Raw genomic sequence first — 14,883 nt, forward strand, 5'->3', positions numbered from 1 at the left:
ATGGCGACGAGGACCGACGGCCGGCGCGGGTATGCGGCGGGCGACGCGCGGCGGGAGCGGATCCTGCACATCGCGATGCAGGAGTTCGCGGAGAACGGCTATCGCGGCACGTCACTGGCCCGCGTCGCCGAGCGTGCGGGCCTTTCCCAGCCCGGGCTGCTGCACCACTTCCGCAGCAAGGAAGAGCTGCTGGTCGCCGTACTGGAGCTGCGCGACCGCCGCGACATGGAGCGGTTCTTCGCCGAGGACGGCACGATGCCCACCGGCCTGGACGCCTGGGCCGCGCTCGTACGGCTCGTCGAGCACAACTCCCGCGTGCCCGAGCTCGTCCGGCTCTTCGTGGTCCTGACCAGCGAGGCCGTCACCGCCGACCATCCCGCCCGCGCCTGGGCCGAGGAACGCTACGCGCGCATGCGGACCTGGATCGCCGAGGCCCTCACTGCCGGGGTGGCGGCCGGCGAACTGCGGCCCGGCATCGACCCGGGCTCGTACGCCTCCCGCATCATCGCGATGATGGACGGCCTGCAGACCCAATGGCTGCTGGACCCCGGCGGCGTGGACATGCCCGCCCTCTTCAGCGCCTACCTCGACGATCTCCTGGCGACCCTGCGTCCCTGACCCGGTGGCAACACACCCCTCTCCTCACGGAGAGTCACAAGGCGAGTGGTGATGGTCACTATGGGTAGCGACTCTGACCCCGCATACCCAGGGAGTCCCATGCGCACGTTCACCCGTATCTCCATCGCAGCGGCCGTGACGCTGGGAGCGATCGGCGTGCTCCTCAACGATCTCGGCACCGCACTCCAGAACCTCGGCGCGACCCTCTAGGCAAAGGACGAAGCCGTGCCGCAGCTCGCGCTGTGGCACGGCTTTCGCCTTCTCTTGAAGCTCAGGTGGTGGTGCGGCGCATGGACTCGCTGATCTTCTCGGCGGCGGCCATGACGGGGCCGGCGTGCAGGCGGCCGGGGGAGCGGGTCAGGCGTTCCAGCGGCCCGGAGACCGAGACGGCGGCGATCACGCGGCCGCCCGCACCCCGTATCGGGGCCGAGACCGAGCCGACGCCCTGCTCGCGTTCGCCCACGCTCTGGGCCCAGCCGCGGCGGCGGACCGAGGCGAGCGTGGTGGCCTCGAACTTGGCGCCGCGCAGGCCGCGGTGCAGGCGGTCGGGCTCCTCCCAGGCCAGCAGGATCTGGGCGGCGGACCCGGCGGTCATCGGCAGTGCGGCGCCGACCGGGATGGTGTCCCGCAGGCCGCTCGTGCGCTCGGCGGAGGCCACACAGACCCGGACGTCGCCCTGGCGGCGGAAGAGGGAGGCGCTCTCGCCCGTCAGGTCGCGGAGCTGGGCCAGGATGGGCTGGGCGATCGCCAGCAGCCGGTCCTCACCTGCGGCGACGGCGAGTTCGGCGAGGCGCGGGCCCAGGATGAAGCGGCCCTGGGTGTCCCGGTGGACGAGGCGGTGGTGCTCCAGCGCGACGGCGAGCCGGTGGGCGGTCGGCCGTGCCAGCCCGGTGGTCTGAACGAGCTGGGCCAGCGAGGCCGGGCCGGCCTCCAGGGCGTTCAAGACGAGAACGGCTTTGTCAAGTACGCCGACTCCGCTAGAGTTGTCCATACCTCGATATTGCCGTCTCGAAATCTGAGATGCAAGTCGAGTGACCTGAGCCACGAGGTGGTGGCTCATAAGACGATCACACAGGTGAGGTGGAGCGATGGGCCGCACATTGGCCGACAAGGTGTACGACGCGCATGTCGTGCGACGCGCTGAAGGCGAACCGGACCTCCTCTACATCGACCTGCACCTGGTGCACGAGGTCACCAGCCCGCAGGCGTTCGACGGGCTGCGGATGGCCGGGCGGCCGGTCCGCCGCCCCGACCTCACGATCGCGACCGAGGACCACAACGTCCCGACGACCGACCTGCTGGCGCCGATCGCCGACCCGGTGTCGCGCACCCAGGTCGAGACGCTGCGCAAGAACACCGCCGAGTTCGGCATCCGCCTGCACCCGATGGGCGACGACGGCCAGGGCATCGTGCACGTCATCGGCCCGCAGCTCGGCCTGACCCAGCCCGGTATGACCGTCGTGTGCGGCGACTCGCACACCTCGACGCACGGCGCGTTCGGCGCGCTGGCGCACGGCATCGGCACGAGCGAGGTCGAGCACGTGCTCGCCACGCAGACGCTGCCGCAGGTGAAGCCCAGGATGATGGCCGTCACGGTGAACGGGAGCCTGCCCGACGGCGTCACCGCCAAGGACCTGATCCTGGCCATCATCGCCAAGATCGGCACCGGCGGCGGCCAGGGCCACATCATCGAGTACCGCGGCCAGGCGATCCGCGAGCTGTCGATGGAGGGCCGCATGACGGTCTGCAACATGTCCATCGAGGCGGGCGCCCGGGCCGGGATGATCGCGCCGGACGAGACCACGTTCGAGTACCTGAAGGGCCGCCCGAACGCCCCGCAGGGCGCGGACTGGGACACCGCCGTCGAGCACTGGAAGTCGCTGCGCACCGACGACGACGCCGAGTTCGACCGCGAGGTCGTCATCGACGCCGCCGAGCTCACCCCGTTCGTCACCTGGGGCACCAACCCGGGGCAGGGCCTCCCGCTCGCCGACTCGGTGCCCGATCCCGCGTCCTACGGCGACCCGGTCGAGCGCCAGGCCGCCGAGCGCGCGCTGGAGTACATGGGCCTCATCGCCGGCACGCCGCTGCGCGAGGTCAAGGTCGACACCGTCTTCGTCGGCTCGTGCACCAACGGCCGCATCGAGGACCTGCGCGCGGTCGCGGACGTGCTGGCGGGCCGCAAGGTCGCCGACGGCGTCCGCATGCTGGTCGTGCCCGGCTCGATGAAGGTGAAGCAGCAGGCCGAGTCCGAGGGCCTGAACGAGGTCATCTCCGCCGCCGGCGCCGAGTGGCGCGAGGCGGGCTGCTCGATGTGCCTGGCGATGAACCCCGACAAGCTCACCCCGGGCGAGCGCAGCGCCTCGACGTCCAACCGCAACTTCGAGGGCCGCCAGGGCCCCGGCGGCCGCACCCACCTGGTGTCGCCCGCCGTCGCCGCCGCCACCGCCGTGACCGGCCACCTGGCCGCTCCGGCCGACCTGTAAGGAGCAGCGAGAACATGGAAGCGTTCACCACGCACACCGGGCGCGCCGTGCCGCTGCGCCGCAGCAACGTCGACACCGACCAGATCATCCCGGCCGTCTGGCTGAAGCAGGTCAGCCGCACCGGCTTCGACAAGGGCCTGTTCTCCGCCTGGCGCGAGGACCCGTCCTTCGTGCTGAACCAGCCGCAGTACGAGGGCGCCAGCATCCTGGTCGCGGGCTCGGACTTCGGCACCGGCTCGTCCCGCGAGCACGCCGTCTGGGCGCTGCAGCAGTACGGCTTCCGCGCCGTCATCGCGCCACGCTTCGGCGACATCTTCCGCAACAACTCCACCAAGATGGGGCTGTTGCCGGTGATTCTTCCGAACGAGACCGTCGAGGCGCTGCAGGACCAGGCCGAGCAGGACCCGTCCGCCGAGGTCACCGTCGACCTGGAGAAGCGCGAGGTGCGCAGCGGCGCGATCGTGGCGCCGTTCGAGATCGACGACTACACCCGCTGGCGGCTCCTGGAGGGCCTGGACGACATCGGCCTGACCCTGCGCCACGCCGACGACATCGCGGAGTTCGAGGAGCGCCGTACGCCCTGGCTCCCCACCACCGTCTGACCAGGCTCCCGGCCCCGGCCTGAGGCCGCATCCGACCTTGGCCTGAGCCCGCATCCGGCCCCGGCCTGAGGCCGCATCCGACCTTGGCCTGAGCCCGCATCCGGCCCCGGCCTGAGGCCGCATCCGACCCCGGGTGGCCGAGCGTGTCTCCGCGCGGAGGACAATCGTCCTTGCGCGGAGACACGCTCGACTCATTTGGGGGTCTTTTTGAGCACGCCGCCCTGGACCGGGCCCGACTGGGACGATCCGGTGCTGACCGCCCTCGCGGAGCAGCTGCGCGAGGCCCACAAGCTCGTCGCGCCGCTGCCGCAGGCGACCCGCAGGCGCCTCATCAGGCATCTGCTGACGATCACCGATCTGGCCAAACGCGACCCCGAACTGGCCGCTCGGCGGCTCGACTCGTTCCTCGCCGATTTCCACGGGAACCGCAAGGCGTTGTAGCGTGCGCGGTGGCCGGATTCGGTCCGGCGCCTGGCGAGACAGGGGCGATTGCGACAAAAACGTCAGCGACACGGCAACTCTTGCTGTCCAGTGATTGTGCCGATGCCGAGACTCCCTTAGTTTCGTTCGGGCAAGGGGGGAACAAGAGGAGTACACCCATGAACAAGCGTGAGCTGGTCGACGCCATCTCCGACCGGCTGGGCAGCAAGAAGGCCGCAGCCGAGGCAGTCGACGCGATCCTGGAGACGATCCAGACCACCGTCGCCAAGGGCGACAAGGTCGCGATCACCGGGTTCGGTTCGTTCGAGAAGGCCGACAGGCCTGCCCGCACGGCCCGCAACCCGGCAACCGGCAAGACCATCCAGGTCCCCGCGACGTCCGTGCCCAAGTTCAAGGCGGGCGCCGACTTCAAGAACCTGGTGGCCGGTAAGTAACGAGCACGTCCGGGCCGGCGCCCGATGCCACGTTCCACAACGTGGCGTCGGGCGCCGTCTCGCGTCTGGGGGCCGTTCGGCGCAGATGGCGCGGACGGCCCTGCGGGCTAGGCTGATCGCATGCAGGGCACCGTGAGCACCTACGACGCCGAGACCCGCTCGGGCAGCGTGCTGCTGGACGACGGGACCGAGCTCGCCTTCGATTCGGCGGCGTTCGACGCCGGTGGCCTCCGGATGCTGCGCTTCGGCCAGCGCGTGAACTTGGCCGAGGACGACGGCCGGGTATCGGTGATCACGCTCTCGACGTTCGCGCTGCCGCCCCGCCCGAAGCCGGACGCCGACGCTGAGCCCGACGGCGACGCCTAGGCCGAACGGAACGCGGGCAGCAGAGCCGCCACTTCGGCGGTACGCGGACCGAGGCCCAGGACCATGGCGGCCTTGAGGTCTTCGAGGGTGTCGACGTCGCGGCGGACGCTGTCGATGTCGTCCAGCAGGAGTTCCCTGGCGCCCTTGGCGCGGTGGGCGATGCGGGACTCGCCGCCGAACGCGGGGGCGAACGGGACGCCGGGGCGGGCCGTGTAGAGGGTCGTTCCGATCCCGAGGGCGTCCGGCACGAACGCCTCGGGCGCCGATTCGGCGGCGGCGAGGACGCGGGACAGTTCGTCCGGCCGCAGGGCGGGTAGATCCGCGGACATGGCTCCCACAGGGGATCCGGCGGCGGCCCGGCGGGCGCCGTGCACGAGGGCCGGGTTCAGGCCCGCGTCCGGCTCGTCGGGCACCACCCGGGCGCCGAGTGCGGCAAGATCGGCGGCGGGAACGGGATCGTCGGTGACGACAATCACATCGCGTACGCGGTCGCAACGCAGCGCGGCGGCCACGGTGTCGGTCGCGACGGCCAGCGCGAGGGCCTGCCGGTGCGGGCCCGCGGCCGTGGACATGCGGGTTTTGGCCCTGGCGAGCACCTTGACCGGGACGACCAGGGACCACTGGAGATGAGGCACCGCGGCCTCTGCTGTAGACATGGCAACTCGACACTATGCGCACGAAGCCGCGACACTTGAGGACACCCCTCGTTCACAGGGGATTGACCTAGGAGGGACGGGCATGAGCCACGAGTATTCGCCGGCCTGGCGGAAGCTCACGATCGCCATCCTGCGCCCAGTGTTGTACGGGCTGCTGAAGCGGGACTGGCGAGGGCAGAAGAACGTGCCCCGGAAGGGCGGCCTGATCATCGCCGCCAACCACATCTCCGAGGCCGATCCGCTCGCGCTCGCGCATTTCGTGTACGAGTCCGGCCGCTACCCGGTCTACCTGGCCAAGTCGACACTCTTCGACGTGAAGCTGCTGCGGCCCGTGCTGCGCGGCACCGGCCAGATCCCGGTCTACCGCGACCGTTCCGACGCCGCGCTCGCCCTCAAGGACGCCGAGCAGGCGCTGGTGGACGGCGAGTGCCTGATGTTCTACCCGGAGGGCAGCTGCACCCGCGACCCGGAGCTGTGGCCGATGACCGGCCAGACCGGGGTGGCGCGGATGGCGCTGAAGACCGGGGCCAAGATCGTTCCGGTGGCGAACTGGGGCGCCCATGAGCTCCTGCCCTATAAGAAGGGCGACCAGAGCGGTCTGCGGGGCAGCCTGAAGAAGGGCTTCCACCCGTTCCCGCGCAAGAAGATGCAGGTGATCGCCGGGCCGCCGGTGGACCTGTCCAGGTACGAGGGCAAGCCGCTGACCAAGGACGTGCTGCACGAGGCGACCGAGGAGATCATGCGCGCGATCGCCGACCTGCTCGGTGAGCTGCGCGGCGAAGAGGCGCCCAAGGAGCTGTACGACCACCACAAGGCTCAGGAGGAGCGGCGCACCCTGCTCGCCAAGGAGAAGGCCGAAGCCGCCAAGGCCGAGCACGCCGAGGCGACCGCGGCGGACAAGACCGAGCACGCTGAGAAGACCGAGCACGCTGAGAACACCGGCGAGAGCGGAGCCGCCTCGTGACTTTCCGTACGGCCGTGATGGGCTCGGGGTCGTTCGGCACCGTGTTCGCCAAGCTGCTGCACGACGCGGGCGGCGAGGTCACCCTGTGGGGGCGGCGCGCCGAGGTCGTCGAGGCGATCAACACCCGGCACGAGAACCCCGACTACCTGCCCGGGATCGAGCTGCCCGCGGGTGTGCGGGCCACCCTCGACCCGGCGGAGGCCCTCGCGGGCGCCGACTTCGTCGCGCTCGCGGTGCCCGCGCAGACGCTGCGCGAGAACCTCACCCAGTGGGTCCCGGCGCTGCCGCCCGAGGCCGTGCTGATCAGCCTGATGAAGGGCGTGGAGCTCGGCACGACCCGGCGGATGTCGGAGGTCATCCGGGAGGTCGCCGACGTGCCGGAGGAACGGGTCGCTGTCTTCACCGGCCCGAACTTCGCCCGCGAGATGGGCACCGGCCAGCCCTGCGCCTCGGTCGCCGCCTGCGTGGACGAGGACGTGGCGCAGCGCCTGCAGGCCGCGTCGATGACGCCGTACTTCCGCGTCTACACCTCGACCGACGTGATCGGCTGCGAGCTGGGCGGCGCGGTCAAGAACATCGTCGCGCTCTGCGTCGGCGTCGTGGTCGGGCTCGGCTTCGGCGACAGCACCCGCGCGCTGATCATGACCCGCGGGCTGGCGGAGATCTCCCGGCTCGGCGCCGCGCTCGGCGCCGACGAGCACACCTTCGCCGGGCTCGCCGGGATGGGCGACCTCATCGCCACCTGCAGCTCGCCGCTGTCGCGCAACCGCACGTTCGGCGAGAACCTCGGCCGCGGCATGACGCTGGAGCAGGTCATCGCCGCCACCAAGCAGACCGCCGAGGGCGTGAAGTCCTCCGAGCCGGTGCTGGAGCTGGCCCGCAAGCACAACGTGGAGATGCCGATCACCGAGGCGGTGGTGAACGTGCTCTACCGCGGCATGCCGATCAAGGACGCGGCCATCTCGCTCATCTCTCGTTCCCCGAAGCCGGAGCGATACGGCGTGTAGATCGATACGGCGTGTAGATCGATACGGCGTGTAGATCGATACGGCGTGTAGATCGATACGGCGTGTAGATCGATACGGCGTGTAGATCGATGCCGCGTGTAGATCGATGCCGCGTGCAGAGCGATGCCGCGTGCAGAGCGATACGGCGTGGAGATCGATGCTGCGTACGGCATGTACGGAGATACGGTGTGTGACATGCTGTGAACGATGCGTAAAGAGACTCGCAGGCAGGGCGAGAACACGCGCGCCGTACATCTGCCACCACCTCCCGTACCGCAGCAGACGCCGGTCGGCCTCCCCGTCTGGCGTACCAGCGCGTTCGGCTTCGCCGGCGCCGCCGAGCACTCCGACCTGGTGAGCGACCCGTCCCTCGGCTACTGCTACAGCCGGCTGGGCAACCCGACCGCCGACGCGTTCGCCGCCGGTCTCGCCGCGCTGGAGGGAACGGGCCTGCCCGACCCCGTGGAGGGCCAGGCGTTCGCCTCCGGCATGGCCGCGATCACCGCGGTGTTCCTGGCGTTCGCCCGCGCGGGCGCGCACGTGGTCGCGCCGATCTCCGCGTACGGCGGTACGCGCGAGCTGCTCACCGGCCTGATGAACCGCTTCGGCGTCGACACCACGTTCGTCGACACGACCGACCCGCCCGCGGTGCTCGCCGCGCTGCGGCCGACGACCCGGCTGGTCTGGGCCGAGACGATGAGCGACCCGGGCCTGTCGGTGGCCGAGCTGCCGCTGATCGCCGAGATCGCGCACGAGGGCGGCGCGCTGCTCGCGGTCGACTCGACGCTCGCCACCCCGGTCGTCTGCCGCCCGCTGGAGCACGGCGCCGACCTGGTGGTCCACTCGGCCACCAAGCACATCGGCGGGCACGGCGACGCGACCGGCGGCGCCGTGGTGGGCCGCCCCGAGCTGATCGAGGGTGTCCGCCGGGTGCGCGCCGAGACCGGCGCCGCGCTCGCGCCCGACGAGGCGTTCCTGCTGCGCCGCGGCCTGGAGACGCTGTCGCTGCGGCTGCGCCGCCAGTGCGACACCGCCAACCTGTTCGCCGCGGCGGTCGCCGGGCATCCGGGCGTACGCGCGGTCGAGTACCCGGGGCTGCCCGGCCACCCGAGCCACAAGCTGGCGCGCAAGCTGTTCAACGCCGGGCCCGAGGGCACGCGCTTCGGCGCGGTCGTCACCGTCACCCCGCACGGCGGCCGCGACGCCGGGCTGGCGCTGGTGGACGCGCTGCGCCTCCCGCTGATCGCCACCGGCATCGGCGGTACGCGCACGTCCGTGGGCCACGTCGCCTCGACGACCCATCACCGCTTCGACGACGCCGCGCTCTCGCTGGCCGGCGTCGACCCGGCGGCGGTCCGCTTCTCCATCGGCCTGGAGGACGCCGACGATCTCGTCCGGGACGTCACCGACGCCCTCGACACCATCGTCCGGGTGATCCGGCCCGCCCCGTCCGCCCCCGCCCAGCCGCTCGTGGCCGATCCCCGCTGATCAACGGTAGGGTCGGACGTCATGTCCGACCACACAGTTAGTTCCGGCGACGCGACCGGCCGCGCTGCGAAGATCCGCGTGGCCGTGGTGTTCGGCGGGCGCAGCTCCGAGCACAGCATCTCGTGCATCACGGCCGGTGCGGTGATGGCCGCGATGGATCCGGAACGCTACGAGGTGGTGCCGGTCGGCATCGCCCGGGACGGCCGGTGGGTGCTGGCGCCCGAGGGACAGCGGCTGGCCATCGAGGACGGCCGGCTGCCCGAGGTCGATCCCTCCGGCTCGGCGCTCGCGCTGCCGTTCGATCCGGAGAGCCGCGGCCTGATGGTGGTCGCGCCCGGTGAGGTGCCCTCGACGCTCGGTGAGGTCGACGTGGTGCTGCCGCTGCTGCACGGCCCATACGGCGAGGACGGCACCATCCAGGGCATGCTCGACCTGGCGGGCGTCCGCTACGTCGGGGCCGGGGTGCTGGCCAGCGCGGTCGGCATGGACAAGGGCTTCATGAAGATGGTCTGGGAGGCCCAGGGCCTGCCGATCGGCCGCTATGTGCTGGTCTCCGACCGCGAGTGGCGCCGCGAGCGCAAGCGGAAGATCGACGAGATCAAGGAGCTCGGCTGGCCGGTGTTCGTGAAGCCCGCCCGCGCGGGTTCGAGCATGGGCATCACCAAGGTCGACTCCGAGGCCGGCCTGGAGGCCGCCGTCGAGGCCGCCCGCGAGCACGACCCGAAGGTGATCGTCGAGGCCGCCATCGTCGGCCGCGAGATCGAGTGCGGCGTGCTGCAGGGCCTGAACGACGGGCCGCCCGAGGCGAGCCTGCCCGCCGAGGTCGTGACCGAGGCCGACTTCTACGACTTCGAGGCCAAGTACCTCGACGCCACGCTCCGCCTGGACATCCCGCCGGACCTGCCGCAGGCCGCCGTCGAGGAGGTCCGGCGCCTCGCCGCCCAGGCGTTCGACTCGCTGGACTGCGAGGGCCTGGCCCGCGTCGACTTCTTCTACACCGGCGACGGCCGCTGGATCCTGAACGAGATCAACACCATGCCCGGCTTCACGCCCGCCTCGGCGTTCCCGCAGATGTGGGCGGCGAGCGGCCTGGACTACCCGGCGCTGGTGGACCGCCTGATCCAGACGGCCCTCACCAAGGCGACCGGACTCAGGTAACCGCCCGGCCGACTGTTCTCCTGCTCAAAAAGGGACCGGCCGCAGGATCACTCTGATCCCACGGCCGGTCCACGGAGGGCTTGGCTACGGCATCCCCTCAGAACCGCAGCCAGCCTTGGTCGTGAAAACTCGACACGTCGGTGGCCCGGGCGCCTCCGTCCGAGATCGTCCACAGCGTGTTCCCGACGACGAGGGAACGCTGGATGGAGTTCTCATAGGAGCTCCCGGGGTGGTGCACGGTGCCGGCCTTGTGCAGACCGTTGCCGTCGATCTTGAGTACGAGCGCCTCTCCGGTCCCGGCGCCGGTGTTGCTGATCCCGTCGCCGCTGACGGGGACCACCGCGAGACCGGACTGCGGCCAGTAGAGGAACGCGTGCGGGTCGAAGTCGGTCGAGGCGCTGGTGCCGGGCAGCCGGTAGGAGCCGACCTTCTTCGGAGTGCCGCCCGCGACGTCGAACAGCGACACCTGGGTGCCGAGCCGGTGGCCCTGGTCGTCGGCGTCCTGGCCGACGCCGAGCAGCCGGCCGTCGGCCATCGGGTGCAGGTACGCGGAATAGCCGGTGATCTTGAGCTCGCCGGTGGACCTCGGGTGGGCGGCGTCGGACAGGTCGAGCACGTACAGCGGGTCGACCTGCCGGAACGTCACCACGTAGCCGGCCGTGCCGATGAAACGGACCGAGTAGATCCGTTCGCCCTTGCCCAGGCCGTCGAGCTTTCCGACCACACTTAGTTGCGGTCCCCGCTGTCCGAGCACGTAAACCGCGCTTTGGGAGGCAGGACCCCCTCCCGCGGAGGACGAAGGAACGTCACCCTCCGTCGACATGGGAGTCGTTGTAGTAGCGAGCCGGACGTTCCCGCCGTACTCGGAGATGGAGTACTGGTTGAGCAGCGAGCCGGGCACCGAGCCCGACGCCACATAGCGCGGCCGTCCCGTGCCCCTGACGTCGAACTTGTGCACGTCGGTCTTCTGCGGCGTGCCCTTGAGCTCGTTCCCCTTGCCCCACTGGAGGGGCTGCGGGGGAGTGCCGGTGATGTAGAGGCTCGACCCCGTTCCGTAGACGGTCTCGCCGTCGGCGGCGATGCTGACCGCCTGCGGGTCGCCCAGGTCGTGACTCAGGTCGAGGGTGAGCACGTTCAGCATGGTGGTGCCGGTGTACGAGGCGGGCCTGCTGACCTGGTCGCACTGCACCGAGTAGGACTTGCCGCCGACCGTGAACTTCGGCAGCCACGCGCTGACGGGCGCCTTGCGCACGACCTCCTTGTTGCGGTCGATCGCCGCCTGCTGGCCCTGTGGGCCGGGCTTCACCGGCTGCTGCGGGAAGTCGATGCGCGGGCGCGTCTTCACCACGACGCGTGCGACCGAGCCGGTCTGCCGCGCGTCCACCAGGTCGCCGTCGGCCTTCATCGTGGAGGTGACCTTCGGCGTGCCGGTCAGGTCGACCGTCGTGAGAGTCGTCTGCTGCGTTCTGATGCCCGGGCCGTCGGGGGTGCCCGCGACGTCCGGCATCCGGTACATGAGCGAGATCGGCTTGGTGAGGACCAGGGCGCGGTCGCCGCTGAGCAGGAGTTGCTGCTGGCCCGTCGCGCCGGGCAGGCGGTCGTCGGAGACCTTCAGCTTCCCGGTGACCTTGCGGGTCGCGGCGTCGATGACGACGAGCTCTCCCTTGGAGAGGGTGACGATCCGCTTGCCGTCGGTCTTCACCAGGTCGGGCTCGTCCGCGCCGGCCTCGTGGTTGTTGGTGGTCGAGTGGTCGGCGGGCTTGCCCGCCTGGTCGCCCTCGGTGGCCGGGCCCGGCGCGCGGGCGGCGCCTTCGGGGAGCCTGCCCTTCATCATGGGCGTGATCGGACCGTCCAGCCCGTACGGCGTCACCTGCTTCTCGGTCGCCGCGCGCAGACCCTTGGCCAGGTCGTCGCAGCTGTCGTACGCCACCAGGCGCATCGGCGGCGCGTCGACGGCGGCGGGCGTCGAATGGACGCCGGTCGCGGCGCAGCCTGCTGCGAGGAGCATCGTGGCGGCGGGGGTGTACGCACGGGCTCGCATGGCACTTAGACGGAGCCCTGGGTTCCTTGGTTCCCGGCGGATTCCAACTTTTTTCAGACCATTTCCGGACGCCGAGCCGAACACTGTTAGGGAGCTTGTTACGTTGGTCCTACGGCAGTTCCCGATCGAGCCCTCCGAGGAGGAGCCATGCGATGGCCGTGGAAAGGCGACCCCGCCGAACGCGAGCGCCAGCGGGCCGCACAGCGCGACAAGCAGCAGCGGCAGGCCGATGAGCAGGCCCGGCAGCAGGACGCGCAGCGCGAACGCCAGGCCCGGCAGGAACGCGGGCAGAACGAACGGGAGCGGTGAACGATGCCCGCGCCCCCCGAGCTCCCCGCCCACGTCCAGCTGATCGGGCTCGTCGCGGCCAAGTGGGTCTCGCAGCCGATCTACGTGCTGGCCGAGCTGGGCATCGCCGATCTGCTCGCCGGCGGGCCGCGTTCCGCCGAGGACCTGGCGGCCGAGACCGGAGTGCAGGCCGGCCCGCTACGGCGCTGCCTGCGCGCGGCCGCCGCGGTCGGCGTCTTCCGCGGCCTGCCCGAGGGCCGGTACGGGCTGACGCCGCTCGGCGAGTGCCTGCGCACCGGCGTTCCCGACAGCGTGCGCGACCTGACCGTGCTGCTCGGCGACCCCGCCACCTTCGCCTCGTTCGGCGACATCCTGGAGACCGTGCGGACCGGGGAACCGGCCTTCCCGCGCGTGCACGGCATGCCGATGTTCTCCTACCTGGACGCGCGCCCCGAGTTCGCCGCCGTCTACCAGGGCGCGTGGGCCTCGCTCAGCGACGAGCTGGGCAAGGAGGTCGACGCCTACGACTTCAGCGCGTTCCGGCGCATCGCCGACCTGGGCGGCGGCCACGGGAGGCTGCTCGCGGCGCTGCTGCGGGCGTGCCCCGACACGACCGGCGTGCTGGTCGACCGCGCCGACGTGGTCACGATGAGCGCGCCCGGGCTGCTCGCCGAGTTCGGTGAACGCGTCGCGGTCTCCCCGGGTGAGCTGCCCGGCGGGCTGCCGGTGGACGCCGACGCGTACGTCCTCAAGAACACCCTGCACTGCTTCACCGACGAGTTCGCCGCGTCGGTACTGGCCTCGGTCCGCGCGGCGATCGGCGATCGGCCGGACGCGCGGCTGGTCGTCATCGAGACCGTGATCCCCGAGGACGACTCCTACGACTGGGGCAAGTTCATCGACATCGAGGTGATGGTCAACAACGGCGGCCGCGAGCGCACGCGGGCCGAGTGGGAGGAGCTGTTCGGCTCGGCGGGACTGCGGCTCAGCCAGGCCGTGCCGACCACACCGCCGCAGTGGGTCCTGGAGGGAGTCCCCGCCTAAGACTCCCGCCCTAGGCCTCGTCCGGGGCGGCGGTCACGCGCGGCAGTCCCGCGGTGATGCACTTGATCCCGAAGACGAAACGGCCGTCGACGTCGGCGCTGGTGAGGTCGTCGGCGCCGTCCCGTACCCGCGGGAACTCGGCGGGCGGCAGGTCGCGCAGCGTCGCGCGCAGCTGCTCCAGCGTCGCGCCGCGGCTCTCGGCCGCCTCCTGCGCCGACATCGGCACTGTCTCCTGGAGGACGAAGCCCTGCACGTAGGTGACGATGAGGTGCAGGGCGTAGGTGGCGTCGCGGGTCGGCATCCCGGCGTCGTGCAGCAGTCCCAGCATGATCTCGGAGTTGCGGATGAACGCGGGGCCCGCGATGAACCGCCCGGCGAGCACCCGCGCCGCGTCGCGCCGCGCCTTGAGGTAGTCGCGGTAGGCGATCGCCAGCCCGATCAGCGCGTCCTCCCAGTCGCCGCCCTCGGCCGCCAGCGCGGACAGGTCGAGCCCCGCCAGCAGCGCGTCCGCGACCAGGTCGAGCAGTTCGTCCTTGCCGCTGATGTGCCAGTAGAGCGACGGCGCCTGCATGCCGAGGCGCCCGGCCACGCGGCGCATGGTCAGCGCCTCCAGTCCCTCCTCCTCGAGCATCTGCAGCGCCACGGCGACCACGGTCGTGACCGTGACCGGAGAGCGGTCCGGTGATGAACCGGCGCCTGGTCGTCGCGCTGGTGGCATGGCGCCCTCCCGCTTGCGGTTGCGTGCCGGCGATGCGAATGCGAGTCTAGTGATACCGGCACCTAACGACGTTAGGGACCCTATGGCACAGTCCGCCGCGCGCCGCATGGTGATCTCCTCGGTGACCTTCTCCTCGGTCCACAGCCGCAGTACGGCCTCGATGGTGGCCTGGAAGCGGGCGCGGCTCTCGTCCAGCGGCACGCCGAACGCCTCGAACTCGTACGGCAGCCACGCGCGGGCGAAGCCGACCTCTAGGCGGCCGTCGCTGATCGCGTCGACCATCGCGGTCTCGGCGGCGATCTGCACGGGGTGGTGGAAGGCCGCCTGGATGCAGCCGGTCATGAGCCTGATCTGCGAGGTGCACGAGGCGACCGACGCCAGGAAGCCCAGCGGGCTCGGGCAGTAGCCGCCGTAGTCCTTGAGGTAGTGCTCGGTCATCTTGATGTAGTCGATGCCGGCCGCGTCGGCGATCCGCGCGACCTCCAGCACGTCGGCGAAGTAGTCGCGGGCCGGACGGCGGGCGGGCCGGCAGTCGGGCAGCAGTGAGATTCCGTGCTTCACGGTGGACGCCT

16 protein-coding genes are annotated in these 14,883 nt (G+C 71.1%); 12 read left to right on the forward strand and 4 right to left on the reverse strand.

Annotated features, from left to right (window positions below):
• Positions 1 to 618, forward strand: coding sequence for a TetR family transcriptional regulator (locus J4573_RS48130; RefSeq protein WP_208263156.1), 618 nt, complete (start codon positions 1 to 3; stop codon positions 616 to 618).
• 271 nt (positions 619 to 889) lie between these two features.
• Here the strand turns inward: J4573_RS48130 and J4573_RS48135 are convergent, their stop codons facing one another.
• Positions 890 to 1,609 (reverse strand): IclR family transcriptional regulator, encoded by a 720-nt coding sequence (locus J4573_RS48135; protein ID WP_208263157.1) that lies wholly within the window; start codon positions 1,607 to 1,609, stop codon positions 890 to 892.
• Between the two features lie 97 nt (positions 1,610 to 1,706).
• On the opposite strand from J4573_RS48135, the gene leuC reads away from it, so the two are divergent.
• The 5 genes from leuC to J4573_RS48160 all read left to right on the forward strand — a co-directional run bounded on the left by leuC (position 1,707) and on the right by J4573_RS48160 (position 4,947).
• Positions 1,707 to 3,104, forward strand: coding sequence for a 3-isopropylmalate dehydratase large subunit (gene leuC / locus J4573_RS48140; RefSeq protein ID WP_208263158.1), 1,398 nt, complete (start codon positions 1,707 to 1,709; stop codon positions 3,102 to 3,104).
• Positions 3,105 to 3,118: 14 nt separating this feature from the next.
• Entirely contained in the window at positions 3,119 to 3,706 is a 588-nt protein-coding gene (leuD, locus tag J4573_RS48145) for a 3-isopropylmalate dehydratase small subunit (RefSeq protein ID WP_208263159.1), read from the forward strand.
• A 207-nt stretch (positions 3,707 to 3,913) separates the two neighbouring features.
• A complete protein-coding gene (locus J4573_RS48150) occupies positions 3,914 to 4,147 on the forward strand; it encodes an SCO5555 family protein (RefSeq protein WP_208263160.1) in 234 nt (77 codons plus the stop codon).
• 158 nt (positions 4,148 to 4,305) lie between these two features.
• On the forward strand, positions 4,306 to 4,581 hold the full coding sequence (locus J4573_RS48155) for an HU family DNA-binding protein (protein ID WP_208263161.1): 276 nt from the start codon (positions 4,306 to 4,308) through the stop codon (positions 4,579 to 4,581).
• Positions 4,582 to 4,701: 120 nt separating this feature from the next.
• Complete coding sequence (locus tag J4573_RS48160) at positions 4,702 to 4,947, forward strand: cold-shock protein (protein ID WP_208263162.1); 246 nt, start codon at positions 4,702 to 4,704, stop codon at positions 4,945 to 4,947.
• Here J4573_RS48160 and cofC read toward each other — a convergent pair.
• Positions 4,944 to 5,603, reverse strand: a complete 660-nt coding sequence (cofC, locus tag J4573_RS48165) for a 2-phospho-L-lactate guanylyltransferase (protein WP_208263163.1) — start codon at positions 5,601 to 5,603, stop codon at positions 4,944 to 4,946. The genes J4573_RS48160 and cofC overlap by 4 nt on opposite strands.
• A gap of 82 nt (positions 5,604 to 5,685) precedes the next feature.
• On the opposite strand from cofC, the gene J4573_RS48170 reads away from it, so the two are divergent.
• The 4 genes from J4573_RS48170 to J4573_RS48185 all read left to right on the forward strand — a co-directional run bounded on the left by J4573_RS48170 (position 5,686) and on the right by J4573_RS48185 (position 10,220).
• Positions 5,686 to 6,567, forward strand: coding sequence for a lysophospholipid acyltransferase family protein (locus J4573_RS48170; RefSeq protein WP_208263164.1), 882 nt, complete (start codon positions 5,686 to 5,688; stop codon positions 6,565 to 6,567).
• Positions 6,568 to 6,584: 17 nt separating this feature from the next.
• The gene (locus J4573_RS48175; RefSeq protein WP_208263207.1) at positions 6,585 to 7,574 is read left to right on the forward strand and encodes an NAD(P)H-dependent glycerol-3-phosphate dehydrogenase; all 990 of its coding nucleotides are present in this window, start codon (positions 6,585 to 6,587) and stop codon (positions 7,572 to 7,574) included.
• A gap of 207 nt (positions 7,575 to 7,781) precedes the next feature.
• A complete protein-coding gene (locus tag J4573_RS48180; RefSeq protein ID WP_208263165.1) occupies positions 7,782 to 9,062 on the forward strand; it encodes a trans-sulfuration enzyme family protein in 1,281 nt (426 codons plus the stop codon).
• Between the two features lie 21 nt (positions 9,063 to 9,083).
• Positions 9,084 to 10,220 carry a D-alanine--D-alanine ligase family protein gene (locus J4573_RS48185; RefSeq protein WP_208263166.1) on the forward strand — a complete coding sequence of 379 codons (1,137 nt, stop codon included), beginning with the start codon at positions 9,084 to 9,086 and terminating at the stop codon, positions 10,218 to 10,220.
• Positions 10,221 to 10,317: 97 nt separating this feature from the next.
• Here J4573_RS48185 and J4573_RS48190 read toward each other — a convergent pair whose 3' ends face one another.
• Positions 10,318 to 12,261, reverse strand: coding sequence for a beta-propeller domain-containing protein (locus J4573_RS48190; protein ID WP_208263167.1), 1,944 nt, complete (start codon positions 12,259 to 12,261; stop codon positions 10,318 to 10,320).
• Positions 12,262 to 12,408: 147 nt separating this feature from the next.
• Here J4573_RS48190 and J4573_RS48195 point away from each other — a divergent pair, with 147 nt between their 5' ends.
• Both J4573_RS48195 and J4573_RS48200 read left to right on the forward strand, forming a co-directional pair.
• The gene (locus J4573_RS48195) at positions 12,409 to 12,570 is read left to right on the forward strand and encodes a hypothetical protein (protein ID WP_208263168.1); all 162 of its coding nucleotides are present in this window, start codon (positions 12,409 to 12,411) and stop codon (positions 12,568 to 12,570) included.
• A 3-nt stretch (positions 12,571 to 12,573) separates the two neighbouring features.
• Positions 12,574 to 13,593, forward strand: a complete 1,020-nt coding sequence (locus J4573_RS48200) for a methyltransferase (protein ID WP_208263169.1) — start codon at positions 12,574 to 12,576, stop codon at positions 13,591 to 13,593.
• Between the two features lie 10 nt (positions 13,594 to 13,603).
• Here the strand turns inward: J4573_RS48200 and J4573_RS48205 are convergent, their stop codons facing one another.
• Positions 13,604 to 14,872, reverse strand: coding sequence for an LLM class flavin-dependent oxidoreductase (locus J4573_RS48205; protein WP_208263170.1), 1,269 nt, complete (start codon positions 14,870 to 14,872; stop codon positions 13,604 to 13,606).
• Positions 14,873 to 14,883: the final 11 nt, after the last annotated feature.

It is taken from the genome of Actinomadura barringtoniae (assembly GCF_017573505.1).
Classification (GTDB): domain Bacteria; phylum Actinomycetota; class Actinomycetes; order Streptosporangiales; family Streptosporangiaceae; genus Spirillospora; species Spirillospora barringtoniae.